Source organism: Candidatus Fukatsuia endosymbiont of Tuberolachnus salignus (genome assembly GCF_964030845.1).
In the GTDB taxonomy this organism is placed as follows: Bacteria; Pseudomonadota; Gammaproteobacteria; order Enterobacterales; family Enterobacteriaceae; genus Fukatsuia; species Fukatsuia symbiotica.
Map to the genome: position 1 here is coordinate 246544 of NZ_OZ034983.1, position 16602 is coordinate 263145.

At 43.5% G+C, this 16602-nt stretch carries 21 protein-coding genes, 4 tRNA genes and 2 pseudogenes; all 27 read right to left on the reverse strand.

Annotation, left to right across the window (positions count from 1 at the left end; all coding sequences use genetic code 11):
* Window positions 1-71 precede the first annotated feature (71 nt).
* The 27 genes and pseudogenes from AAHH42_RS01220 to rfbA all read right to left on the reverse strand — a co-directional run bounded on the left by AAHH42_RS01220 (window position 72) and on the right by rfbA (window position 16598).
* Window positions 72-464, reverse strand: a complete 393-nt coding sequence (locus tag AAHH42_RS01220; protein WP_254052045.1) for a hypothetical protein — start codon at window positions 462-464, stop codon at window positions 72-74.
* 206 nt (window positions 465-670) lie between these two features.
* Entirely contained in the window at window positions 671-1012 is a 342-nt protein-coding gene (locus AAHH42_RS01225; RefSeq protein ID WP_342221531.1) for a hypothetical protein, read from the reverse strand.
* A 75-nt stretch (window positions 1013-1087) separates the two neighbouring features.
* Window positions 1088-1435, reverse strand: coding sequence for a DUF5347 family protein (locus AAHH42_RS01230; protein ID WP_119963822.1), 348 nt, complete (start codon window positions 1433-1435; stop codon window positions 1088-1090).
* Window positions 1436-1448: 13 nt separating this feature from the next.
* Complete coding sequence (locus tag AAHH42_RS01235; RefSeq protein WP_342221532.1) at window positions 1449-1655, reverse strand: phage filamentation protein Fil family protein; 207 nt, start codon at window positions 1653-1655, stop codon at window positions 1449-1451.
* A gap of 653 nt (window positions 1656-2308) precedes the next feature.
* The gene (locus AAHH42_RS01240; protein WP_342221533.1) at window positions 2309-2665 is read right to left on the reverse strand and encodes a hypothetical protein; all 357 of its coding nucleotides are present in this window, start codon (window positions 2663-2665) and stop codon (window positions 2309-2311) included.
* A complete protein-coding gene (locus AAHH42_RS01245; RefSeq protein WP_119797603.1) occupies window positions 2643-2957 on the reverse strand; it encodes a hypothetical protein in 315 nt (104 codons plus the stop codon). The genes AAHH42_RS01240 and AAHH42_RS01245 overlap by 23 nt, the downstream gene beginning before the upstream one ends.
* Window positions 2957-3778 (reverse strand): IS4 family transposase, encoded by an 822-nt coding sequence (locus AAHH42_RS01250; protein WP_342221534.1) that lies wholly within the window; start codon window positions 3776-3778, stop codon window positions 2957-2959. Before AAHH42_RS01250 ends, AAHH42_RS01245 begins: the two co-directional genes overlap by 1 nt.
* A gap of 57 nt (window positions 3779-3835) precedes the next feature.
* Window positions 3836-3925, reverse strand: a pseudogene (locus AAHH42_RS14695) (hypothetical protein); the annotation flags it as partial.
* Between the two features lie 120 nt (window positions 3926-4045).
* Complete coding sequence (locus AAHH42_RS01255) at window positions 4046-4522, reverse strand: transposase (protein WP_342221535.1); 477 nt, start codon at window positions 4520-4522, stop codon at window positions 4046-4048.
* A complete protein-coding gene (locus AAHH42_RS01260) occupies window positions 4437-4802 on the reverse strand; it encodes an IS630 transposase-related protein (protein ID WP_342221003.1) in 366 nt (121 codons plus the stop codon). Before AAHH42_RS01260 ends, AAHH42_RS01255 begins: the two co-directional genes overlap by 86 nt.
* A 149-nt stretch (window positions 4803-4951) precedes the next feature.
* Entirely contained in the window at window positions 4952-5170 is a 219-nt protein-coding gene (locus AAHH42_RS01265) for a helix-turn-helix transcriptional regulator (RefSeq protein ID WP_119797600.1), read from the reverse strand.
* A gap of 110 nt (window positions 5171-5280) precedes the next feature.
* A complete protein-coding gene (locus AAHH42_RS01270; protein WP_119797599.1) occupies window positions 5281-5727 on the reverse strand; it encodes a hypothetical protein in 447 nt (148 codons plus the stop codon).
* A complete protein-coding gene (locus AAHH42_RS01275; protein ID WP_162860071.1) occupies window positions 5711-5881 on the reverse strand; it encodes a hypothetical protein in 171 nt (56 codons plus the stop codon). The genes AAHH42_RS01270 and AAHH42_RS01275 overlap by 17 nt, the downstream gene beginning before the upstream one ends.
* Window positions 5882-6050: 169 nt before the next feature.
* A pseudogene (locus AAHH42_RS01280) lies at window positions 6051-6602 on the reverse strand (tyrosine-type recombinase/integrase); the annotation flags it as partial.
* Between the two features lie 12 nt (window positions 6603-6614).
* On the reverse strand, window positions 6615-7637 hold the full coding sequence (locus tag AAHH42_RS01285; RefSeq protein WP_342222071.1) for an IS630 family transposase: 1023 nt from the start codon (window positions 7635-7637) through the stop codon (window positions 6615-6617).
* Between the two features lie 49 nt (window positions 7638-7686).
* Window positions 7687-8391: an integrase arm-type DNA-binding domain-containing protein gene (locus AAHH42_RS01290; RefSeq protein ID WP_072550430.1), complete on the reverse strand. Its 705-nt coding sequence runs from the start codon at window positions 8389-8391 to the stop codon at window positions 7687-7689.
* A gap of 194 nt (window positions 8392-8585) precedes the next feature.
* Window positions 8586-8662, reverse strand: a tRNA-Pro gene (locus AAHH42_RS01295).
* Between the two features lie 72 nt (window positions 8663-8734).
* Window positions 8735-8821: transfer RNA gene (locus AAHH42_RS01300), tRNA-Leu, on the reverse strand.
* Between the two features lie 15 nt (window positions 8822-8836).
* Window positions 8837-8912: transfer RNA gene (locus AAHH42_RS01305), tRNA-His, on the reverse strand.
* Between the two features lie 65 nt (window positions 8913-8977).
* Window positions 8978-9054, reverse strand: a tRNA-Arg gene (locus AAHH42_RS01310).
* 169 nt (window positions 9055-9223) lie between these two features.
* On the reverse strand, window positions 9224-9964 hold the full coding sequence (wecG, locus tag AAHH42_RS01315) for a lipopolysaccharide N-acetylmannosaminouronosyltransferase (protein WP_072550399.1): 741 nt from the start codon (window positions 9962-9964) through the stop codon (window positions 9224-9226).
* A 187-nt stretch (window positions 9965-10151) separates the two neighbouring features.
* Complete coding sequence (wzyE, locus tag AAHH42_RS01320; protein WP_072550400.1) at window positions 10152-11483, reverse strand: ECA oligosaccharide polymerase; 1332 nt, start codon at window positions 11481-11483, stop codon at window positions 10152-10154.
* A complete protein-coding gene (locus tag AAHH42_RS01325; protein WP_342221536.1) occupies window positions 11484-12629 on the reverse strand; it encodes a TDP-N-acetylfucosamine:lipid II N-acetylfucosaminyltransferase in 1146 nt (381 codons plus the stop codon).
* A gap of 11 nt (window positions 12630-12640) precedes the next feature.
* Window positions 12641-13891 carry a lipid III flippase WzxE gene (gene wzxE / locus AAHH42_RS01330; protein ID WP_072550402.1) on the reverse strand — a complete coding sequence of 417 codons (1251 nt, stop codon included), beginning with the start codon at window positions 13889-13891 and terminating at the stop codon, window positions 12641-12643.
* A 1-nt stretch (window position 13892) separates the two neighbouring features.
* The gene (gene rffA / locus AAHH42_RS01335; protein ID WP_342221537.1) at window positions 13893-15023 is read right to left on the reverse strand and encodes a dTDP-4-amino-4,6-dideoxygalactose transaminase; all 1131 of its coding nucleotides are present in this window, start codon (window positions 15021-15023) and stop codon (window positions 13893-13895) included.
* Complete coding sequence (gene rffC, locus AAHH42_RS01340) at window positions 15020-15724, reverse strand: dTDP-4-amino-4,6-dideoxy-D-galactose acyltransferase (protein WP_072550404.1); 705 nt, start codon at window positions 15722-15724, stop codon at window positions 15020-15022. The genes rffA and rffC overlap by 4 nt, the downstream gene beginning before the upstream one ends.
* A complete protein-coding gene (gene rfbA / locus AAHH42_RS01345) occupies window positions 15702-16598 on the reverse strand; it encodes a glucose-1-phosphate thymidylyltransferase RfbA (RefSeq protein ID WP_072550405.1) in 897 nt (298 codons plus the stop codon). The genes rffC and rfbA overlap by 23 nt, the downstream gene beginning before the upstream one ends.
* Window positions 16599-16602: the final 4 nt, after the last annotated feature.

Here is a 16602-nt window from a genome sequence, read left to right on the forward strand (position 1 = left end):
ACTTCTTTTTGCATCAATGTGGGCAGATGCAGTAAATCTCGTAGGGACGCGGGGTAGGTAACAGACTGATATTATTCTGTTAGTTGCTTTTTACGCACGCTTTCAAGACGGTGCAATACTGGTTTGATAACATCAAGTAAAAATGCAGTGGCACGCGCCTCACCACCCTCACGACGCAGATAATCCAGGCGTTGCTGCAACGGCTGCTGGATAAATTTCGGCTGATGGTGTAAATCCGCTTGGACTTCCTGTTCAGGGTGAACCTGCCACCGATGCTTCACCTGAGAAATGTGGGCGAAATGATTGGCTTGCACCACCTCGCGTTGCCAATAGTCTTCTATCCTCGGTTCCAAAATGGCGGGCAGTTGCTCGCGCTCCCACAGCAAAGGAGAAATAATGTTGCAGGGAGCAGGGTTAATAGAACGCGGTGCAGTGACACGAATTTTTTCTGCATGCATTATCATCGTAACGGCCTTGTTTTTAGATAAAACGGATCCCACGCAATGACGCGTTTATTTATTTCAGGTATTAATTAATGACGTTAATCAGCGAGTCGATAACACTCGATATATATAGCAGGCGCCATGTAACGTGATCACTTTTGTTAATAAATATTAATTAATATCAATATGTTATTGCTGATTTTCATAATCAACTTATACGGCCCCTGCTATATCAGGCGACCAGGCAGTAATAATCTGTGTTTTATTCCCTGCCTTATTTCGTCTTTATCTGGATCTAATAGCGGGACAGGTTTAAACGTCTCGTGGCACGTTCTAAAGATGTGTTGTATTGCATTATACCAGTCTTCCATAATCTGATTGTCTACCCTCAACCCATGATGGCGTATCAGACTCTCAATGAACGCGGGGAAGGATGAATAACACGCCAAGAATTCAAGATGATTTTTGATGGCCTTTTTTGACGAATTAAAATAGATTTTCTTTTTATATAAAATAAACCGTGAGTTATTATGGCTGATAACATAATCGTTATCGATATACAGGCTCATAATGCGTCCTTATTTAGATGACAGGAATACCGACACAATAACGCGTCTGTTCATTTTAAAAATGAAGGGATGGTGTTATTCCGTCTTGTTCGGCAGCGGATCACAATCAATATACGTCACCCTGTCAGGCAATAAACTGACGGTGGCACGTAATCGATTAATGGCGTCAATAATATTTATTTGTTCTTCTGGATATAACTGTTTAAATTCCAAATCATGTTTTTTCCTTTCAATACCGGCCAAATAATACAGTGCGCCTTTCATTTGCGGGTCGGTTTTTTGCATTTCAGTGATCAGCGCGGGAATAACCCCTTTATATTTTGCGTCAGGCAATAACCCCCATAATAACGCGATATTCTTAAGACTACATTGACGCTGTTCTAAATTCAGCGGTACCACACATGCTGGCTCGGTATTCGCCATAATCCCTCCTTTATTAAGCAAAAATTCCCATCAAACGTGAAAACCAACGGCGGCACGGCTGACTGATTACTGGTGTGCTCATTCCTTTAATAAATTGCACCGCCTGTGTATTAGGCTGAACACGACGACCATCAGGGGTCTCCAGCCAGCCACGGCGATGCGTAATGTGCAACGGGTTATCTGGCAATACGGCTACGGATGTGCAGGTTTTTATTGACATAGTGCAATCTCCCTTTACGTGAAAATAATGCCGGAATGTTTACCCCGTCCGGCGCGGGTTTGTGTGGTACTATTTTTATGCCGGCTTCTGCTCTACCAAAGATGACGCCGGCATAACCTCCCACCACAACAAGGAAAATAGGTTGATGTTTAACAATAAAACGCAAAGTGCGATTAACATTCGCATCTCATTTAATCGCCCTTGGTACTCTCTACGAAGACATTAAGATCTCTGCATTCAATTTGAAAAGATTTTATTCTTAGCATGAAAAAGAAATGACCGCACTGCCTAAAAAATAGATAAAAATAGAAAAATATGAATTTCAGGAGAATATTTTCAGTTCTATCTTGATGGTATTTAAGCTTGTGCATTATAATAAAGCACTTTCCAAACATATATACTCCCATTGCACCATAGACTTTGTAATATCCCCGTTGCACCTTAGAAGGTAGAGTGACAGGGAATGGCTTAATTGTCATAAATGTTATCTCGAAATAGCGTTAAAACACAGTGTGTGACAGTGTGTATTTTTTGAATTTTAAAATTCATCACTTATTCCTGTAATAAATAAAACCTCTTCATAATGCTAATTTAAGGGAAGGCTTTACGCTTTGATTTAAAGGGTATGACGCGTTTTGCGTTTAATTTCTGCTTCATGTATAAGAAATTGCTGCCAACCAGTTAATTTGGCGTGTTTCTTTCGGTGTGCATGGATTGCCATCACAACGAGAACAATCAGGGCTGATAGCAATAGTTCTGTTGAATAACTCATCATCATTCCTCTCTATTTTCTTCATTTGATGTAACTGATCGATGTAATCTGTTGCTTGTGCCACCGTATCGACCTTGCCAAACGACCGATCACCTAACCACAGGTGATAACGGGTAATCGGTTGAGCCACTGTTCTCGGCAGGCGGACAAGAGTAAATCCCCGGTATTCCTGTGAGTGGCGACTGATTGCGGTTGGGGGGTAGATCATTTTTTCCTCAAATGCGCTTTTCAATGGCATCAAAACCCTCGATCACAGGGATCGCATAAAAAGCAACCATATTGATACGTTTTAATTCTCTTCGGTTGCTTATCGTACGTTTCAATAATGGGAGATAGTTACGTTCAGCATCACTTTGAACTTGCCTTAATTCCATGCCAGTAAATTTTGCATACTCACTAAGTGTCATGCTTGGCTTGATATTATTTGCCGTTAAATAAGAGAGAGATAACTCCATAGCACTAGTTATGGAAGGATGCGGATTCCTTTGCGTCAATGAAACAATACGTTCTTTTGATTTTGGAACGGTCATCAATTCACTTTCTCTTCTGCTTCAAAGGCGTCAGTGGCCGTCAAATTGGTCAATAATACCCATTCGACAGGCGCTACTCCTTCTGGAGGAGGCTGTTCTTTAACACTGATGGCAGATACGTGAACCTTTTCATGGATATGCCGTGAAGCGTCTTTATTGGTAGGCCCATAAACTAGATTATTTCTAATGGGGAGCCAGCCTGAAATGGAGCGAATATCCACATAAGCCGTTCTTGCTACCCTTTGCTGATTTTTGGGCAGGGTGAGTGCTATGGTTTTTAAAATCGGCGTCTTTGACAAGGCGGTTTGCACCGTTGTTTTTTTCCCCTTTTCATCGATAAATTTTCTGTCTTTCCGGTTGCGGATAATAAAAAATGTTTTTAGTGAGCTTGCAACCCGAAAAAGTTCGAAAATATCCGCTTCTCTGTCTCCCAGCGTGATTAAGCAGGTATCTTTGGGTATCAGCGCCGCTGTCTCGTAGAGGGTCTCTATCCACTTAATACTTTCTTTCTCTTTCATTGTCGATTGATAAAGCCGCCGCTGTTTTTCCTGAGGGGGTTCCTCTCGGGAAACACGTGACCAGCATTTAAGCGAGGATAACCCAAGCGGCAAGCCCTCCTGAGTTACCATCAAACTTGCATGAAGCATCAACCCCATTTTATGTTTGTGATAGGCTTTAGATATACTTCCCAACCCCTCTGTCTTTTTATGTGAGTCAACGTTCAACTCTGATGTGTCCTGAAGAGAAAAAACCAGTGAATGCCCCTCCAGACGTTTTTGTGTTTGCACACAATGTGTACGGAATAGCGCGCTCTCGCTCACTCTCTCATTGCTAAAAAATCGATAAGCTCCTTTGGCCTGTGACCAGGAGCCATGACAGCTTGGGTAAATTGAACCTGACGCTTTTGATGATAAGAAGCCCGCTGTTTCAAAAAAACGCTCTTTAAGGCGTTTATCTCCGAAATCAATTTAATGAAATTCTTCCCGGATCCACTCATTCCCATTACCCGTTACTGTTTTCATGTGCCTGTTTCCTGATTTAACTATTGACTCTACCAATAATCCAATTTCACCTGAATCATTTTTCATTCAACGTTGTGGGTAAAAGTGAGGATTGAGATCAGGTGAGTAGGGAGTGAGATATTCAATCCGATGCCCGGCTTTACTGATAGCCTGCTGAATGTCGAGACGTTTGTGGAAACTGGCGTTATCCATCACGATGACACAATGAGGAGGAAGAGTAGGCAAAAGGCGCTGGGTAACCCAGGCGTAAAAAACATCACTGTTAATGGAACAAAAAAATAATCCGACCGCCATCAGGACGGTTCCCAGTAACGCGCCAATGACATTTGTTCGGCCCTTAGGCTGCCCATCCTGGGTACCCCAACAGCGTTGACCTCGTGCAGCATAACCGTGGGTTCGTGGCCTATCGTGTGCGAAACCGCTTTCATCCAGATAAACGACCGGTTTTCCCTGCTTTTTATAGCAGGCTATCGTGTCCTGGAAGGCGCGCCGTGTCTCTTCGTCTGCCTTGGGATGACGCAGGGTTTTTTTTATAGGTGACACCCAGGTTTTTCAGTGCCTGCCAAATGGCTTTCTGGCACACCTGAAAGCGCGCCGCCCGTTCCCGTTGGTAAGCATCGGGATAAAGTGCAACATCTTCAGCTAACGCCACTTTATCAAGCTTACGCCGACGGGGGGAAGAAGCTTTAACCTCGATACGACTGAGCCAGCGAGTAACGGAAGCTGAACCAATGTGGAAGCGTTTAGCGGTCTCTCTGATACTCAAGTTTTCTTTCTCTCGAATACTCAGAACTTTACGGCGAAAATCGACAGAGTGGCTCATCGCTAACTCCCTGTTAAATAATTTAGCTATACATTGTAATCAAAATTAATACGTTACGCTATAAATCAAATCTACGTTTAGAAACACTAATAAATTTTTTGAACGATTTAATTTGTGATAGCTCTCGATGCTTATTTGTACATTTTTCATTATGCGATCTCCTTATCCTTTAGTGAACGTTCCAAATCCCGTGCCTTTAACCAGCCCTCAACTTCATCTGCATACCATCCAATACGACGAATACCAATGCGAATAGGTTTAGGAAAGTCGTGTTGTTTCCACATTTCGTCAAAGGCACTGTCTGCGGAAATGCGCAGAATGGATTTAACTTCTTTCTTCAGTAGTATTTTACGATCTAACATTGACATCTCTCTATTTTCCTTGAGTAAACGGGATGACCAGCGGATACAGATAGGATTGATCTTTTTTTTATAGATTGAAAGAAAGAGGGGGCTAAATTAGCTCCCTCGTCTCTTAATTAGCGGTGAGAAATTTTCTGTATGTTGTTTTTGACTTCTTCGTACCAGTTCTTAATAGTATCTTTATTAAACTTGTGATTATAACCCGCCTCAGTCACATAAGCCGACAATATATTTGCCGCTTGCGTATAATTAGCTGAAAGAGTGCAGTGTGTTTTTTCGTAAAGAGTGACAATGGCTATTTTACAGGCTGTCGATAGTCGACCCGTGTTGCTAGTGCTAGCTTGGTGACGACGTGAAATGATGGCGTTAGGAATGGGCTTCCCTGTAATCTTAAGTCGGTGAATTAATTCCTTTCGCTGTAGATAAGTGATAGAAAAATTCTGATCAGTATTAAAATAAGCGGCGTCTCTCAACGCTTTTATCACGGACTCCCTTTCGGTTTTTTCAAATTCTTGATAGTCATCAAAAGGCAGAGGATTGAAGGGCTTACGATAAAATGCCACAGGGGGAAAGGGTGGCACCGCCTTTAATTATTCGGCACAGATAAGAATGCGCTTCGCAGTGATCTAAATAGCCTTCAGTGATAAAAGCATCCAACACAATACTTAAATCCATGTATGCAAACTCGGCGTATTCGTCAAGGAATGAATCGTTCATTAATTAATGCCTATTATCCATTTACTAATATGAAACACACATCGAAAAGTGTCAGTTAATATTTGAGGCCAGTATTTTATGCATGAAAGAGAAGGGGTCTATAGAAATTAACGTAAACATTTGATGGTAACATCATGCTTTGACTATTTTTCCTTATTCCATCTTATTATTATTTGATTCGTAATCCTCTCACGCCTTCGGCGGCAGTAAATTTCCCTGTTGCAGATTGTTCAACGAATTCACCCCACCAGTCCATCAAGACTCTACGTTGTTCCAAATAAGTGCTGCGGTTGTAAGCTCGGCGTACTTCGTTGGTATCAACATGAGATAAAGCGGCTTCAATCACATCCGGAGCAAACCCTTTTTCATTCAGTGCAGTACTGGCAATTGATCTCAATCCATGTGAAACCAGTATCCCCTTATAGCCCATACGTCGCAAGGCTGCATTGGCCGAAGAGCTATTCATTGGAAGAGAGGGATCTTTAAAGGAGGGAAAGACAAAAGGCCGGTGTGCACTGATCGATTTCATCACCTCCAATACCGCCAGCGATTGGGGAGAGAGTGGCACAACATGTTCACGGCGCATTTTCATGCGACCGGCTGGGATTGTCCATGTTTTATCTATCAGATTGATTTCATCCCACCGGGCGCTAGCGGCTTCTGCGGGTCTCGCAATCGTCAATAACTGAAATTCTATCACCAGTCTCGTTTGTAACTCTATACCCAAGTGAAATCAAGATGCAGGATTTAGCGCCTGGAAATTATCGTTTAAGCGAGATACCAGAGAACTTGCCATTTGTGGTAGCTTCACCTCAAAGAAGTTTAAGATATCGTTCTTAAAACTCTGTTTAGATGGGTAATATCTATTGTTTCGTGTTTGCTCATTCATCACCTTCCACAATCGCTCTATCGGGTTTAGATTCGGGCTATACGGCGGAAGGTAATGAAGCTGGATATTCAACGTAAGCGCGGCGTCTTGCACAAGCTGTGAACGGTGATAGCCTGCACCCTCGAGGATCACATGTGCCGTTGTCGTGATGGGATAATGCGCGCGAATGGCAGACAGGAAGTGAACCACATTTTCGCTGTTAATCGTCTCATCATCACGGATTATGGGGTTAGCCACATTCTGGATGTTCAAGGCTCCCATGATATTCAACCGCGTTCTGCTCCCGGTGGTCTCTATCGTTTTATCCTGGCCTTTTCGTATCCAGCCGTAGCTTATTTTTGCGGCTTGTGTCGGATGAACGGCATCAATAAACAGTATGGGGTCATTACCCGCGGCGTCTTTCAATTCGCTGTAGGTCTTTATAAATTGCTGCTGTTTCTCAACGGCAAATTTATGCGGAACACCTTTCGGCTTTTTATAGCTAAAGCCCTGCTGCTTCAACCCTTTATACAGACCTGATACGGTAAAGGTGATGTTCCAGCGTCCAGCGATATAGGCCACAATTTGGTGATTGTGGTGGTAGAGCGGCTGGGTGAGATGTTCAACCAGCGACGTGGTCTGTTCCGCATTGAGATAGCCATCGGAGCCGCCATTTTCAGGCTTGAGCTTGTTGAGTTTATGATAGTCTGTAAGGTGGCGCCGCACCGTGGTTTCATTAATGAGCTGTGAGTGAGCAATCATAGGGGGAGTCCAGCCGTCTGCGGACAACAAAACACACCGGATCCTGTCACAGACACGGCGGTCATGGCTTTGACGATGTTGGGCTTCGAGGGTAATTTTCTGGTCAGCAGTCAGCTCTATTTTCATGGCTATGAGCATGATCCTTATCGACTTCAAAATCAAGCATCTTCATTGATCACGGGTATATATTGGCAACGGATAAAGAACGCATCAAATCAGGTAACTGCTCTGGCCTAATCGTCGGCATGTGCTTAATCACTGGTTTTTCAAAGACCTGACTAATTTTCGTGGCTGGGTTGGTTTGAAGCAGCTCTGCATTAACGGCATAGTTCATCACTTCATTAATACGCTGAGTCACCCGCCGCACTGTTTCCAAGCGGCCACTGACACGAATAGGCTCCATCGCTTGTATAAATGTTTGTGCGGTCAATTTAGTGATAGCCACCCCTTCCACATAAGGAAAGATGTTCTTTTCCGGTGATCGCCATATATCGTTAAGCGTATGCGCCCGCAATCCTTTTGATTTTTTTACTGCAAACCAATCGGCAGTGATTTTAGCAAAGGTATTGTTATTAGATGCCTTTTCTTTTTCTTGTTGCTGCCTTTGTTGCTCCTGTGGGTCAATTCCTTGTGCCAAGAGTGCTCTTATCTCCTCTCGTACACGCCTTGCTTCTGCCAGTGATAAAGCGGGGTAATGTCCTAGTGTTAAGGTTGTTCGCTTTTTTGTTGAGGGATGATAGTAGCGTAGACGCCAGGTTTTAACACCTGATGATTTAACTAATAGCAGTAATCCACCGCCATCATACAAAGATAACTCTTTATTAACTGCCTTTGCGGCTTTTACTTCGGTATTAGTCAGAGGTTTTGCTTGTATTGCCATAATCACCATTAATAGGACTATGGGACTACCTATTTTGAGGACTAAAAGATAGAATCCCAAATCTAGCCCCTAAAAAACAGAGTATAGCCCTGCCATACTTAAAGATAACAGGCAATAAAAAACCCGCAAACCTAATTGGAATGCGGGTTTTTGTAGGATTACAGTCAGTTGCTAATACTGGCTGATAATGTATTTGGTCGGCGAGAGAGGACTCGAACCTCCGACCCACTGGTCCCAAACCAGTTGCGCTACCAGGCTGCGCTACTCGCCGATTTATTAATGCAGATCAATTTCACTCTATACTTTATTCTTTCAACGTCAACAAATAACGATATAGACCGTGTGGTGCGAAGGGAGGGAATCGAACCCTCACGTCCGTAAGGACACTAACACCTGAAGCTAGCGCGTCTACCAATTCCGCCACCATCGCATGTCTCACAAAATTTGGGGTGGCTAATGGGGCTCGAACCCACGACAACTGGAATCACAATCCAGGGCTCTACCAACTGAGCTATAGCCACCATCACAAAAGCCAACGCCTTTTAAGTCGTGACTCCGCTTCCGCAGCTCTCGCACACAAAACTAATGGTGCGCCCGACAGGATTCGAACCTGAGACCTCTGCCTTCGGAGGGCAGCGCTCTATCCAGCTGAGCTACGGGCGCTCGGCACCGTTTCGGGTGAGGATACTACGGTTTTAATATCAGTCTGTCTAGTGCTTTTTAAATCGGAATGATTCATTTGTTTACCCTTTATTCATTTTTTTATAAGTCAATATGAAAAAACGGCCTCTATTGCCAATTTTACAGCATATCGTGCTATTCAGAGCAAGGATCACAAATGTCCACGGTAATAATAATAAGCAAATCTAAGCAATTTTAGCTGGCGACCAATGCGGCTCGGTTGTGATAACAGCCGGTATAGCCATTCTAGCCCGAGATCTTGCCAACGCTTTGGCGCGCGTTTAGCACGACCGGTAAAGACATCATAGGTGCCGCCGACGCCCATATATAAAGCATTAGGATAGAGTTGGTAGCAATCACGGATAAAAATTTCCTGTTTTGGTGATCCCAGCGCCACTGTTACTATTACCGCCCCACTGGCAGCAATACGGGTAAGTAATGTTTCTCGTTGTTCGGCTGTGAAATAACCGTCTTGGCTGCCGACTATATTGACGTTCCACTGCATACGTAATTTTTCTTCAGTTTGGGTGAGAACCTCTGGTTTGCCACCCACCAGGAATACCGGTGTGTTCTGTTGTCCTGCCCGTTGCATTAATGCTGGCCATAGGTCGGCTCCTGCCACGCGTGAGACTTCAGCTTGCGGGTATTTACGACCGATAGCATTTACCATACTAATACCATCAGCATAGAGATAGTCGGCATTATCGAGTAAAGTACGCAGTTCAGTATCTTGTTCCGCCGTCAATAACTTTTCTGCATTCATTGCCACCAGTGTTCCGGTTTTAACCTGATTGTTATCGAATAGATAATTAATCGTTTGATCCCTATCACGAAAGCCAAAAATCTTGAAGCCACGTACATCATATTTGGGGATAAGCATATTGGAACCCATTATTTTATCCTTATAAAGAATACAGATCCGAGGTGAATAGGCTTTTTGCAAAACCTACTAGTGCTGTGGATTCTGCGTTACGTGGTGCTCGCAATCCTCACGTACTCGCATGTACACAGCGGTTGCTGTGCTCCAGGTGCCTTGACTTCACACTACACCCGCTACGGTTTTGCAAGAAGTCTAATGATTAATCTGTATATCTTATCCGTTGTTTAATCAAACCACCCGTATTGAATAACCAATACAGTAGTTTTGCCAGTAGTAGGCAGGTAAAAAAAATGATAGTGAAAAACACGACACGTGATATAAACGAGTCCAGTCCTTCACGTGCTAATACGATCATATTGAAAATTGCGCCAAAGCAGAAACTTTGTAGAATCGCCGCTTTATAACGGTTCGTTTCAGTAAGACCTTGTTGGTATAACCAATCAAACCATTTAATAATCAGTCCTACCGCCACGGCACCAAGAGGAATAAAGAGTACTCCACCCATGACAAGCAATGAGCCTAATAACGTTGGAGAAATAGCGAGACCCGAATGGTTATCCAATAAATCCTGGGTGAAATAATTCGCCGTGTTAAGGACGAAATGAGGGCGATCAGGCCACAGAAAACCAGGAATAAAGACGTAAAAATCACGAATGATCGGGGCTAATCCCTGAAAATCTATTTTGTCATAGTTTTGCAATAATAACGCCAGATTCTCCCACGGTGAGAAGGTATCACGTGTTAAATAGAGAAAAGTGTAGAAGGCTTCCGTACCATTAACATCAAGGTTATAACGTTTTAATGCTAGCCAGAACATACTCACAACGCCGAATACCGCGGCCATAAATAACATTGATAAGGTTATCCAGCCACGGGCAATACCCATAAACAGAAACAATGCAAAAGCAATAATAATATTTGCACGCGTACCGCCAACGATAATGTAAGTCAGCATACCAAACGTCAGTGTGCTAGCCAGAAAAAATATCCAAGCACGCTTACTCTGTTTGAGAAAATACACCACTAGCATTGCTGGGATAAAAAAATAAAAAAAACGTTTTAAGGCGACGACAGAAACATCGCGGGAAAAAATTTGGCTATAAGAATTGAGTTTGAATAATAGAAAACCATTTTGCAGGAAAAATACGCCAAGGGTCACGATTGCCACTAATGCCAACAATATCCAGGTTAGATTGGCTTCCACTCGATTTATGGTGAAAAGTGGTTGGTGCTGCTGAGTAAGTGGCTGACGCAAAAGTGTTTTATAAGTTATATAGTAAATGGCGTAAAAAGAAGTTGCCGTTAGTAGTGCATAGAGCAGGTACTCCGCCGGTGAGACAACAACATTAAATTGAAATACCAATAGGCAAGTCAGAGGGAAACCGAAATAAAAAGTCAGTAAATACAGCATGGAAAAGAGCACATTAAAGTTAAAGCGTACGCGTCTGAATTCTTGATAGGTCAAGATGAAGATAAAGCTTACCGCGATCAAATAAACGCCTAACAAACCGCTGAATTGTTCTAGGGTCATTTATCTTTTCCTGTCGTTATTAATACTTATGTTATTGGCGTTTATTGTCATCAGTGCTTGTCGCCAACCATCAATATAGTTGGGATTGAAAAAAGTGATCGATTGTTTATCCAACTCAGCAAGCTGGTATTGTGCCTTACGCAGGAGCTGTTCATCGAGAGTATCACCGTAGAAGAAAAAGGGGATATATTGTTCAGCTAAATCCTGCCAGAATGGATTATGGCGGCTAAGGACACAAGGCACAGCTAATTGAGTTAATAAACAGAGGGTGCCGATACCTTGTTGTCGTTGGAAAATAAAATAGCCCAGATCGCATTGACGCAAAATAGTTAAATAATCATCAAATGCCATCTGTTGTGTCAGTATACGTAGCCTTTCCGGCGCAAATAGAGTCAGCCCCTCTCTTCTGACTCGCTCTATATAAGTGTCATTATTCTGTGGATAACCCATCGGCAAGATCACCATAACATCAGAGCCAAATTGCTGATAAATGGCTTTAAGGGCTTCAATATGGCGGTTAGTCACATCACCGGAGTTACCGACGAGAATAGTCATGTGACAGGTTGACGGTTTTGCCAAATTATTTCTTTCCCCACCCCCTATCTTTTTGCTGTTAGTAGTGAGTGCAGGATCCATACGGGTTGGAAAATAGAGTAAGGACGTCGCTACCTGTGGATGACGTTGCTGAAAATAAAGTAAATCACCACGGGTCGCAAAAACATGCCCGACTTTGCCTTGTGCTATACGCCGTAGCAGATAAAACAGACGAAATTTCCAATGAGGGGTGACTTCATATAAATCAGCTCCCCACACATGCCAATATACTTGCGCTGATTTAATTTTCCCGCACAACAGTGCCAGCCATAACATGACATTGAATTGTCCATGCCAGAAAAAGTGTTTGTTCCGATTCTTCTGAGCTTGTGTAATCACTGCTTTGGCGAGCGTTTTTTTATCGCAGTATGTTTCAATGGTCAGTTTGGTAAATGCATTAAAAGGTGCTACATCTTGTGTTACGACCATAAAATACTGCCCTTGCTGCTTTTGTTCAGCTAAGAGAGGCACTAGTACATCATTAAAGAAACGCAATACCGTCAGATTATGATGTGGGATGTCCGATCCCAATACGTGAATAAGGGTCTTCATGCTTATCTATATTATGTTCGTCGACAATAAATGAAAAATGCACCGCTACACAGGGCAAAATAAACGATATACGTTGCCATATAGGCCTGTGCCGCGCCAAGAGCACCATGCAGAGGAATTAACCAATGCGTAAAACCTGTTAGCAGTAAGAATTGGCTTATTTCAGTTAATAAATAGAAACGTAATGATGCTTTTGCAATCACCAGATAACCAAAAACATAAGATCCCACTTTCAATACATCTCCCACCAGCTGCCAGGCAAAGAGATCACGCATGGCGGCGAAATGGTTGGAGAACAATAACCAGATGGCAAAATCACGCAACAGCCAAACCAACAGACTGATAGTTGCTACCGTCGGTAGTACAAATTTCAATGAACGCAGGATCTCACGAGCGATATCGTCTTTATCTTGCAATCGTGACAAAGTAGGCAGCAAATATACGGTAAAGGATGCGGTGATAAATTGTAGATAAGCATCCGAGATACTACTTACCCCTTGCCAAATCCCCACAGCCTGCCAGCTGTAGTCGTTAGCCAGCAGATTGCGCATCATTACGTACGCTAGCGGTAGGGTTGCTGAAGTGATCAACGCCATGATGGTGAATTTACCTAGCTGGCTAACCCGTTTTTTATCCCAACCTAATTTCAAATAGTGGAATGGGATCGCTTTACGGCGACCCAATAACAAAAATGCCGGGATCATCACCAATGCAGGTACGAGAGCCAAGCCCAGTAGTGCTCCTGAGTAACCACCCAGCCGGAAAGCAAAATAATAGACTGCTACGCCTATCAGGCTACCGGTGATAACGGCTAAGGCGTTACCGGCAGCATCACGATAGCCTTTCAAAATTGCCAAAAATAAATTAGCGTAGGCGATACCCATTTGGATAAAAGCGAGTGCGCGCACCACATTTTGATAATCAGCGGATCCAAATAACGCGATACTGATCGGTTTGGCCGCTAACAGAAAAATCAGCGCTAGTAGAGTAGAAAATCCGAATACCAGAGTTGATGACGTTCCTAGCAGCGTCCGTAACTTTTCAGGTTGTCGAGAATATTCAGCAACATATTTGGTAACACCGTTAAAAATACCGGCACCAGACAACACAGCTAATACTGTGATTAATTGGCGAAAATTCCCTGCCTGACCCACGCCACTAGGGCCAAAAGTGACCGCGAGCAACTTAATCACGACCAGCCCGACACCAATTTTTATTAGCGTAGAACCCGTCGTCCAGATCGATGCTTTTGCCAGCGACATATCAGGAAAAAAAACTTAGCGTGGCATTGATGACCTTTTGCTGATCGGCATCAGTCAGGTTGTAAAACAGGGGTAGACGCACTAGACGTTCACTTTGTGATCGAGTAAAGCGATCTTCACCCGAAAAACGCCCAAACTTTTCACCCATAGAGCAAGTATGCAATGGAATATAGTGGAATACTGTCAAAATATCCGAATTTTTCATATGGTTAATGAAGGCGTCACGATCATCTATATCACGCAATTTAATATAAAACATGTGGGCATTATGTATGAGATCAGCAGGGATCGTGGGCAGTTCAATTCGTTTACTGTCCGCCAGTGGCGTTAAACTTTGATAATAGCAGTTCCACAATACTAGACGGCGCTGGTTAATTTGTTCTGCATGTTCTAGCTGACCCCACAGATAGGCGGCCTGTATATCTGACATCAGGTAACTGGAACCAATATCACGCCAAGTGTATTTATCCACCTGACCACGGAAGAATTGGCTACGATTAGTGCCTTTTTCGCGGATAATTTCAGCGCGTTCGATCAATGTAGCATCGTTCAGCAAGATCGCGCCCCCTTCACCCCCCGCGCTGTAATTTTTGGTTTCATGAAAGCTAAAACAGCCAATATCGCCGATACTTCCTAACGCTTTGCCCTTGTATGTCGACATGACGCCTTGAGCGGCATCTTCGACGACAAATAAGCGATATTTTTTTGCCAGCGCCATAATGGCATCCATTTCGCAAGCCACCCCTGCGTAATGCACAGGAACAATAACGCGAGTTTTATCCGTGATTGCCGCCTCAATTTTGCTTTCATCAATGTTCATGGTATCTGGTCGGATATCAACAAACCGTATTTCTGCACCACGTAGTACAAATGCATTAGCGGTAGAGACAAAAGTAAAGCTCGGCATGATCACTTCGTCACCGGGCCTAATATTGAGTAACAACGCCGCCATTTCTAGCGACGCAGTACAAGAGGGGGTGAGCAACACTTTCGGGCAATCAAAGTGCTGTTCCATCCATTTTTGGCAGCGCTGAGTAAATCCACCATCACCGCTGAGTTTGCCGCTAGTGATCGCTTCCTGCATATAAGCCAATTCGCCGCCGACGACAGGGGGTGAGTTAAATGGAATCATTTTTGTCCTTTGTATAACCAATACGCGGTATTTTCAATTAAGGCACCACTGCGGATATAAAGACGCAAAGCGGCAATATTATTTATTTGTGTGGCAACATGTAACCGACGTAAGCTCCGCTGCTGGCACCATTTTTTTGCTGCTAACATCAGTTGCATGCCGATACCTTTACCTGCCATTTTAGGAAATAGCGCTAATAAACCGATACGGGCAGCACCATTTTTTAAATCACGTAAGGTAACAAAACCTGCTGGCTGACCTTGAGCATCGTCGAGTAATAAACATTGATCATCAAAGGTGCCCTGTACCGCTTTCTCAACCCAAAGAGCGTATAGACGCCCGCTGTCTTGTGGATGATACCAGGGTGCACGAAAACGACTCGCTGCAAAGGCTTCTGCCGCCACTTGGCGTAACCGCGGAATATCATCGACTGTTGCCAAGCGACTTGTTGTTAGCTGATTTTCCATATTGATCGTCAGCACCAAATCAACTTCTCCTGTGACCCATTGAAAGCCGAGTGAATACAAAGCGTCCGACAAATCGACACGATCGGTGGGAATTTTGGCTTGAATTAAGCGATATCCACTCATTTTAGATGAATTGACTAATGGTGCTCTGGGCGAAAAATTTAGCTTCGCACTCTTGATCTGGAAAAATTCACTTTCCCAGAGAAGGGGTTCAATATTGGCGTGGACGCACATTTAACAGATCCAACAGATATTTACCGTAACTGGTTTTTGCCAAGGATGTTGCTGTGTGTTTTATGGCTTCGTCATCCAACCATTTATTGTGCCAAGCAATCTCTTCTAGACAGGCAATTTTAAAACCTTGACGTTTTTCAATCGTTTGTACAAATGTGCTTGCCTCGATCAAACTGTCATGGGTACCGGTATCCAGCCACGCGAAACCACGGCCTAACAATTCAACAGCTAATGCGTTACGTTCTAGGTACATGCGATTGATACAGGTGATCTCTAGTTCGCCACGATCTGAAGGTTTTAGCTGCTTAGCAAAATCAACCACCCGATGATCATAAAAATACAGTCCGGTTACTGCCCAATTCGATTTTGGCTTGTTGGGTTTTTCTTCAATGGATAAGGCTCGGAAACAATTATCAGTCTGCTTATCTTCAAATTCCACCACACCAAAGCGCTCTGGGTCCATCACCTGATAACCGAATACGGTCGCTCCCTTCTGATTAGCAACCGCTATCTCTAGTTTTGTTTTAAAACCTTGACCGAAAAAAATATTATCACCCAAGACCAGACAACAGTTTTCATTGTTGATAAATTCTTCGCCAATCAAAAAGGCTTGTGCTAATCCATCCGGGCGAGGCTGGATTGCATAACTCAGATGAATGCCAAATGCAGCCCCGTCGCCTAACAAACGCTTAAAAGAAGGGAGATCTTCTGCTGTCGAAATAAGCAAAATATCGCGTATCCCCGCCAACATCAACACTGATAATGGGTAATAAATCATCGGCTTATCATAGACTGGTAGCAGTTGTTTAGAGACACCGCGGGTAATGGGATGTAACCGCATCCCCGAGCCACCTGCCAGAATAATGCCTTTCATATAC

Excerpts from the sequence above, each read along its gene's own strand:
- AAHH42_RS01220 (WP_254052045.1), bottom strand. The coding sequence starts at position 464 with ATGATAATGCATGCAGAAAAAATTCGTGTCACTGCACCGCGTTCTATT.
- AAHH42_RS01225 (WP_342221531.1), bottom strand. The coding sequence starts at position 1,012 with ATGAGCCTGTATATCGATAACGATTATGTTATCAGCCATAATAACTCA.
- AAHH42_RS01230 (WP_119963822.1), bottom strand. The coding sequence starts at position 1,435 with ATGGCGAATACCGAGCCAGCATGTGTGGTACCGCTGAATTTAGAACAG.
- AAHH42_RS01235 (WP_342221532.1), bottom strand. The coding sequence starts at position 1,655 with ATGTCAATAAAAACCTGCACATCCGTAGCCGTATTGCCAGATAACCCG.
- AAHH42_RS01240 (WP_342221533.1), bottom strand. The coding sequence starts at position 2,665 with ATGCCATTGAAAAGCGCATTTGAGGAAAAAATGATCTACCCCCCAACC.
- AAHH42_RS01245 (WP_119797603.1), bottom strand. The coding sequence starts at position 2,957 with ATGACCGTTCCAAAATCAAAAGAACGTATTGTTTCATTGACGCAAAGG.
- AAHH42_RS01260 (WP_342221003.1), bottom strand. The coding sequence starts at position 4,802 with ATGAGCCACTCTGTCGATTTTCGCCGTAAAGTTCTGAGTATTCGAGAG.
- AAHH42_RS01265 (WP_119797600.1), bottom strand. The coding sequence starts at position 5,170 with ATGTCAATGTTAGATCGTAAAATACTACTGAAGAAAGAAGTTAAATCC.
- AAHH42_RS01275 (WP_162860071.1), bottom strand. The coding sequence starts at position 5,881 with ATGAACGATTCATTCCTTGACGAATACGCCGAGTTTGCATACATGGAT.
- AAHH42_RS01285 (WP_342222071.1), bottom strand. The coding sequence starts at position 7,637 with ATGAAAATAGAGCTGACTGCTGACCAGAAAATTACCCTCGAAGCCCAA.
- AAHH42_RS01290 (WP_072550430.1), bottom strand. The coding sequence starts at position 8,391 with ATGGCAATACAAGCAAAACCTCTGACTAATACCGAAGTAAAAGCCGCA.
- wecG (WP_072550399.1), bottom strand. The coding sequence starts at position 9,964 with ATGGGTTCCAATATGCTTATCCCCAAATATGATGTACGTGGCTTCAAG.
- wzyE (WP_072550400.1), bottom strand. The coding sequence starts at position 11,483 with ATGACCCTAGAACAATTCAGCGGTTTGTTAGGCGTTTATTTGATCGCG.
- AAHH42_RS01325 (WP_342221536.1), bottom strand. The coding sequence starts at position 12,629 with ATGAAGACCCTTATTCACGTATTGGGATCGGACATCCCACATCATAAT.
- wzxE (WP_072550402.1), bottom strand. The coding sequence starts at position 13,891 with ATGTCGCTGGCAAAAGCATCGATCTGGACGACGGGTTCTACGCTAATA.
- rffA (WP_342221537.1), bottom strand. The coding sequence starts at position 15,023 with ATGATTCCATTTAACTCACCCCCTGTCGTCGGCGGCGAATTGGCTTAT.
- rffC (WP_072550404.1), bottom strand. The coding sequence starts at position 15,724 with ATGTGCGTCCACGCCAATATTGAACCCCTTCTCTGGGAAAGTGAATTT.
- rfbA (WP_072550405.1), bottom strand. The coding sequence starts at position 16,598 with ATGAAAGGCATTATTCTGGCAGGTGGCTCGGGGATGCGGTTACATCCC.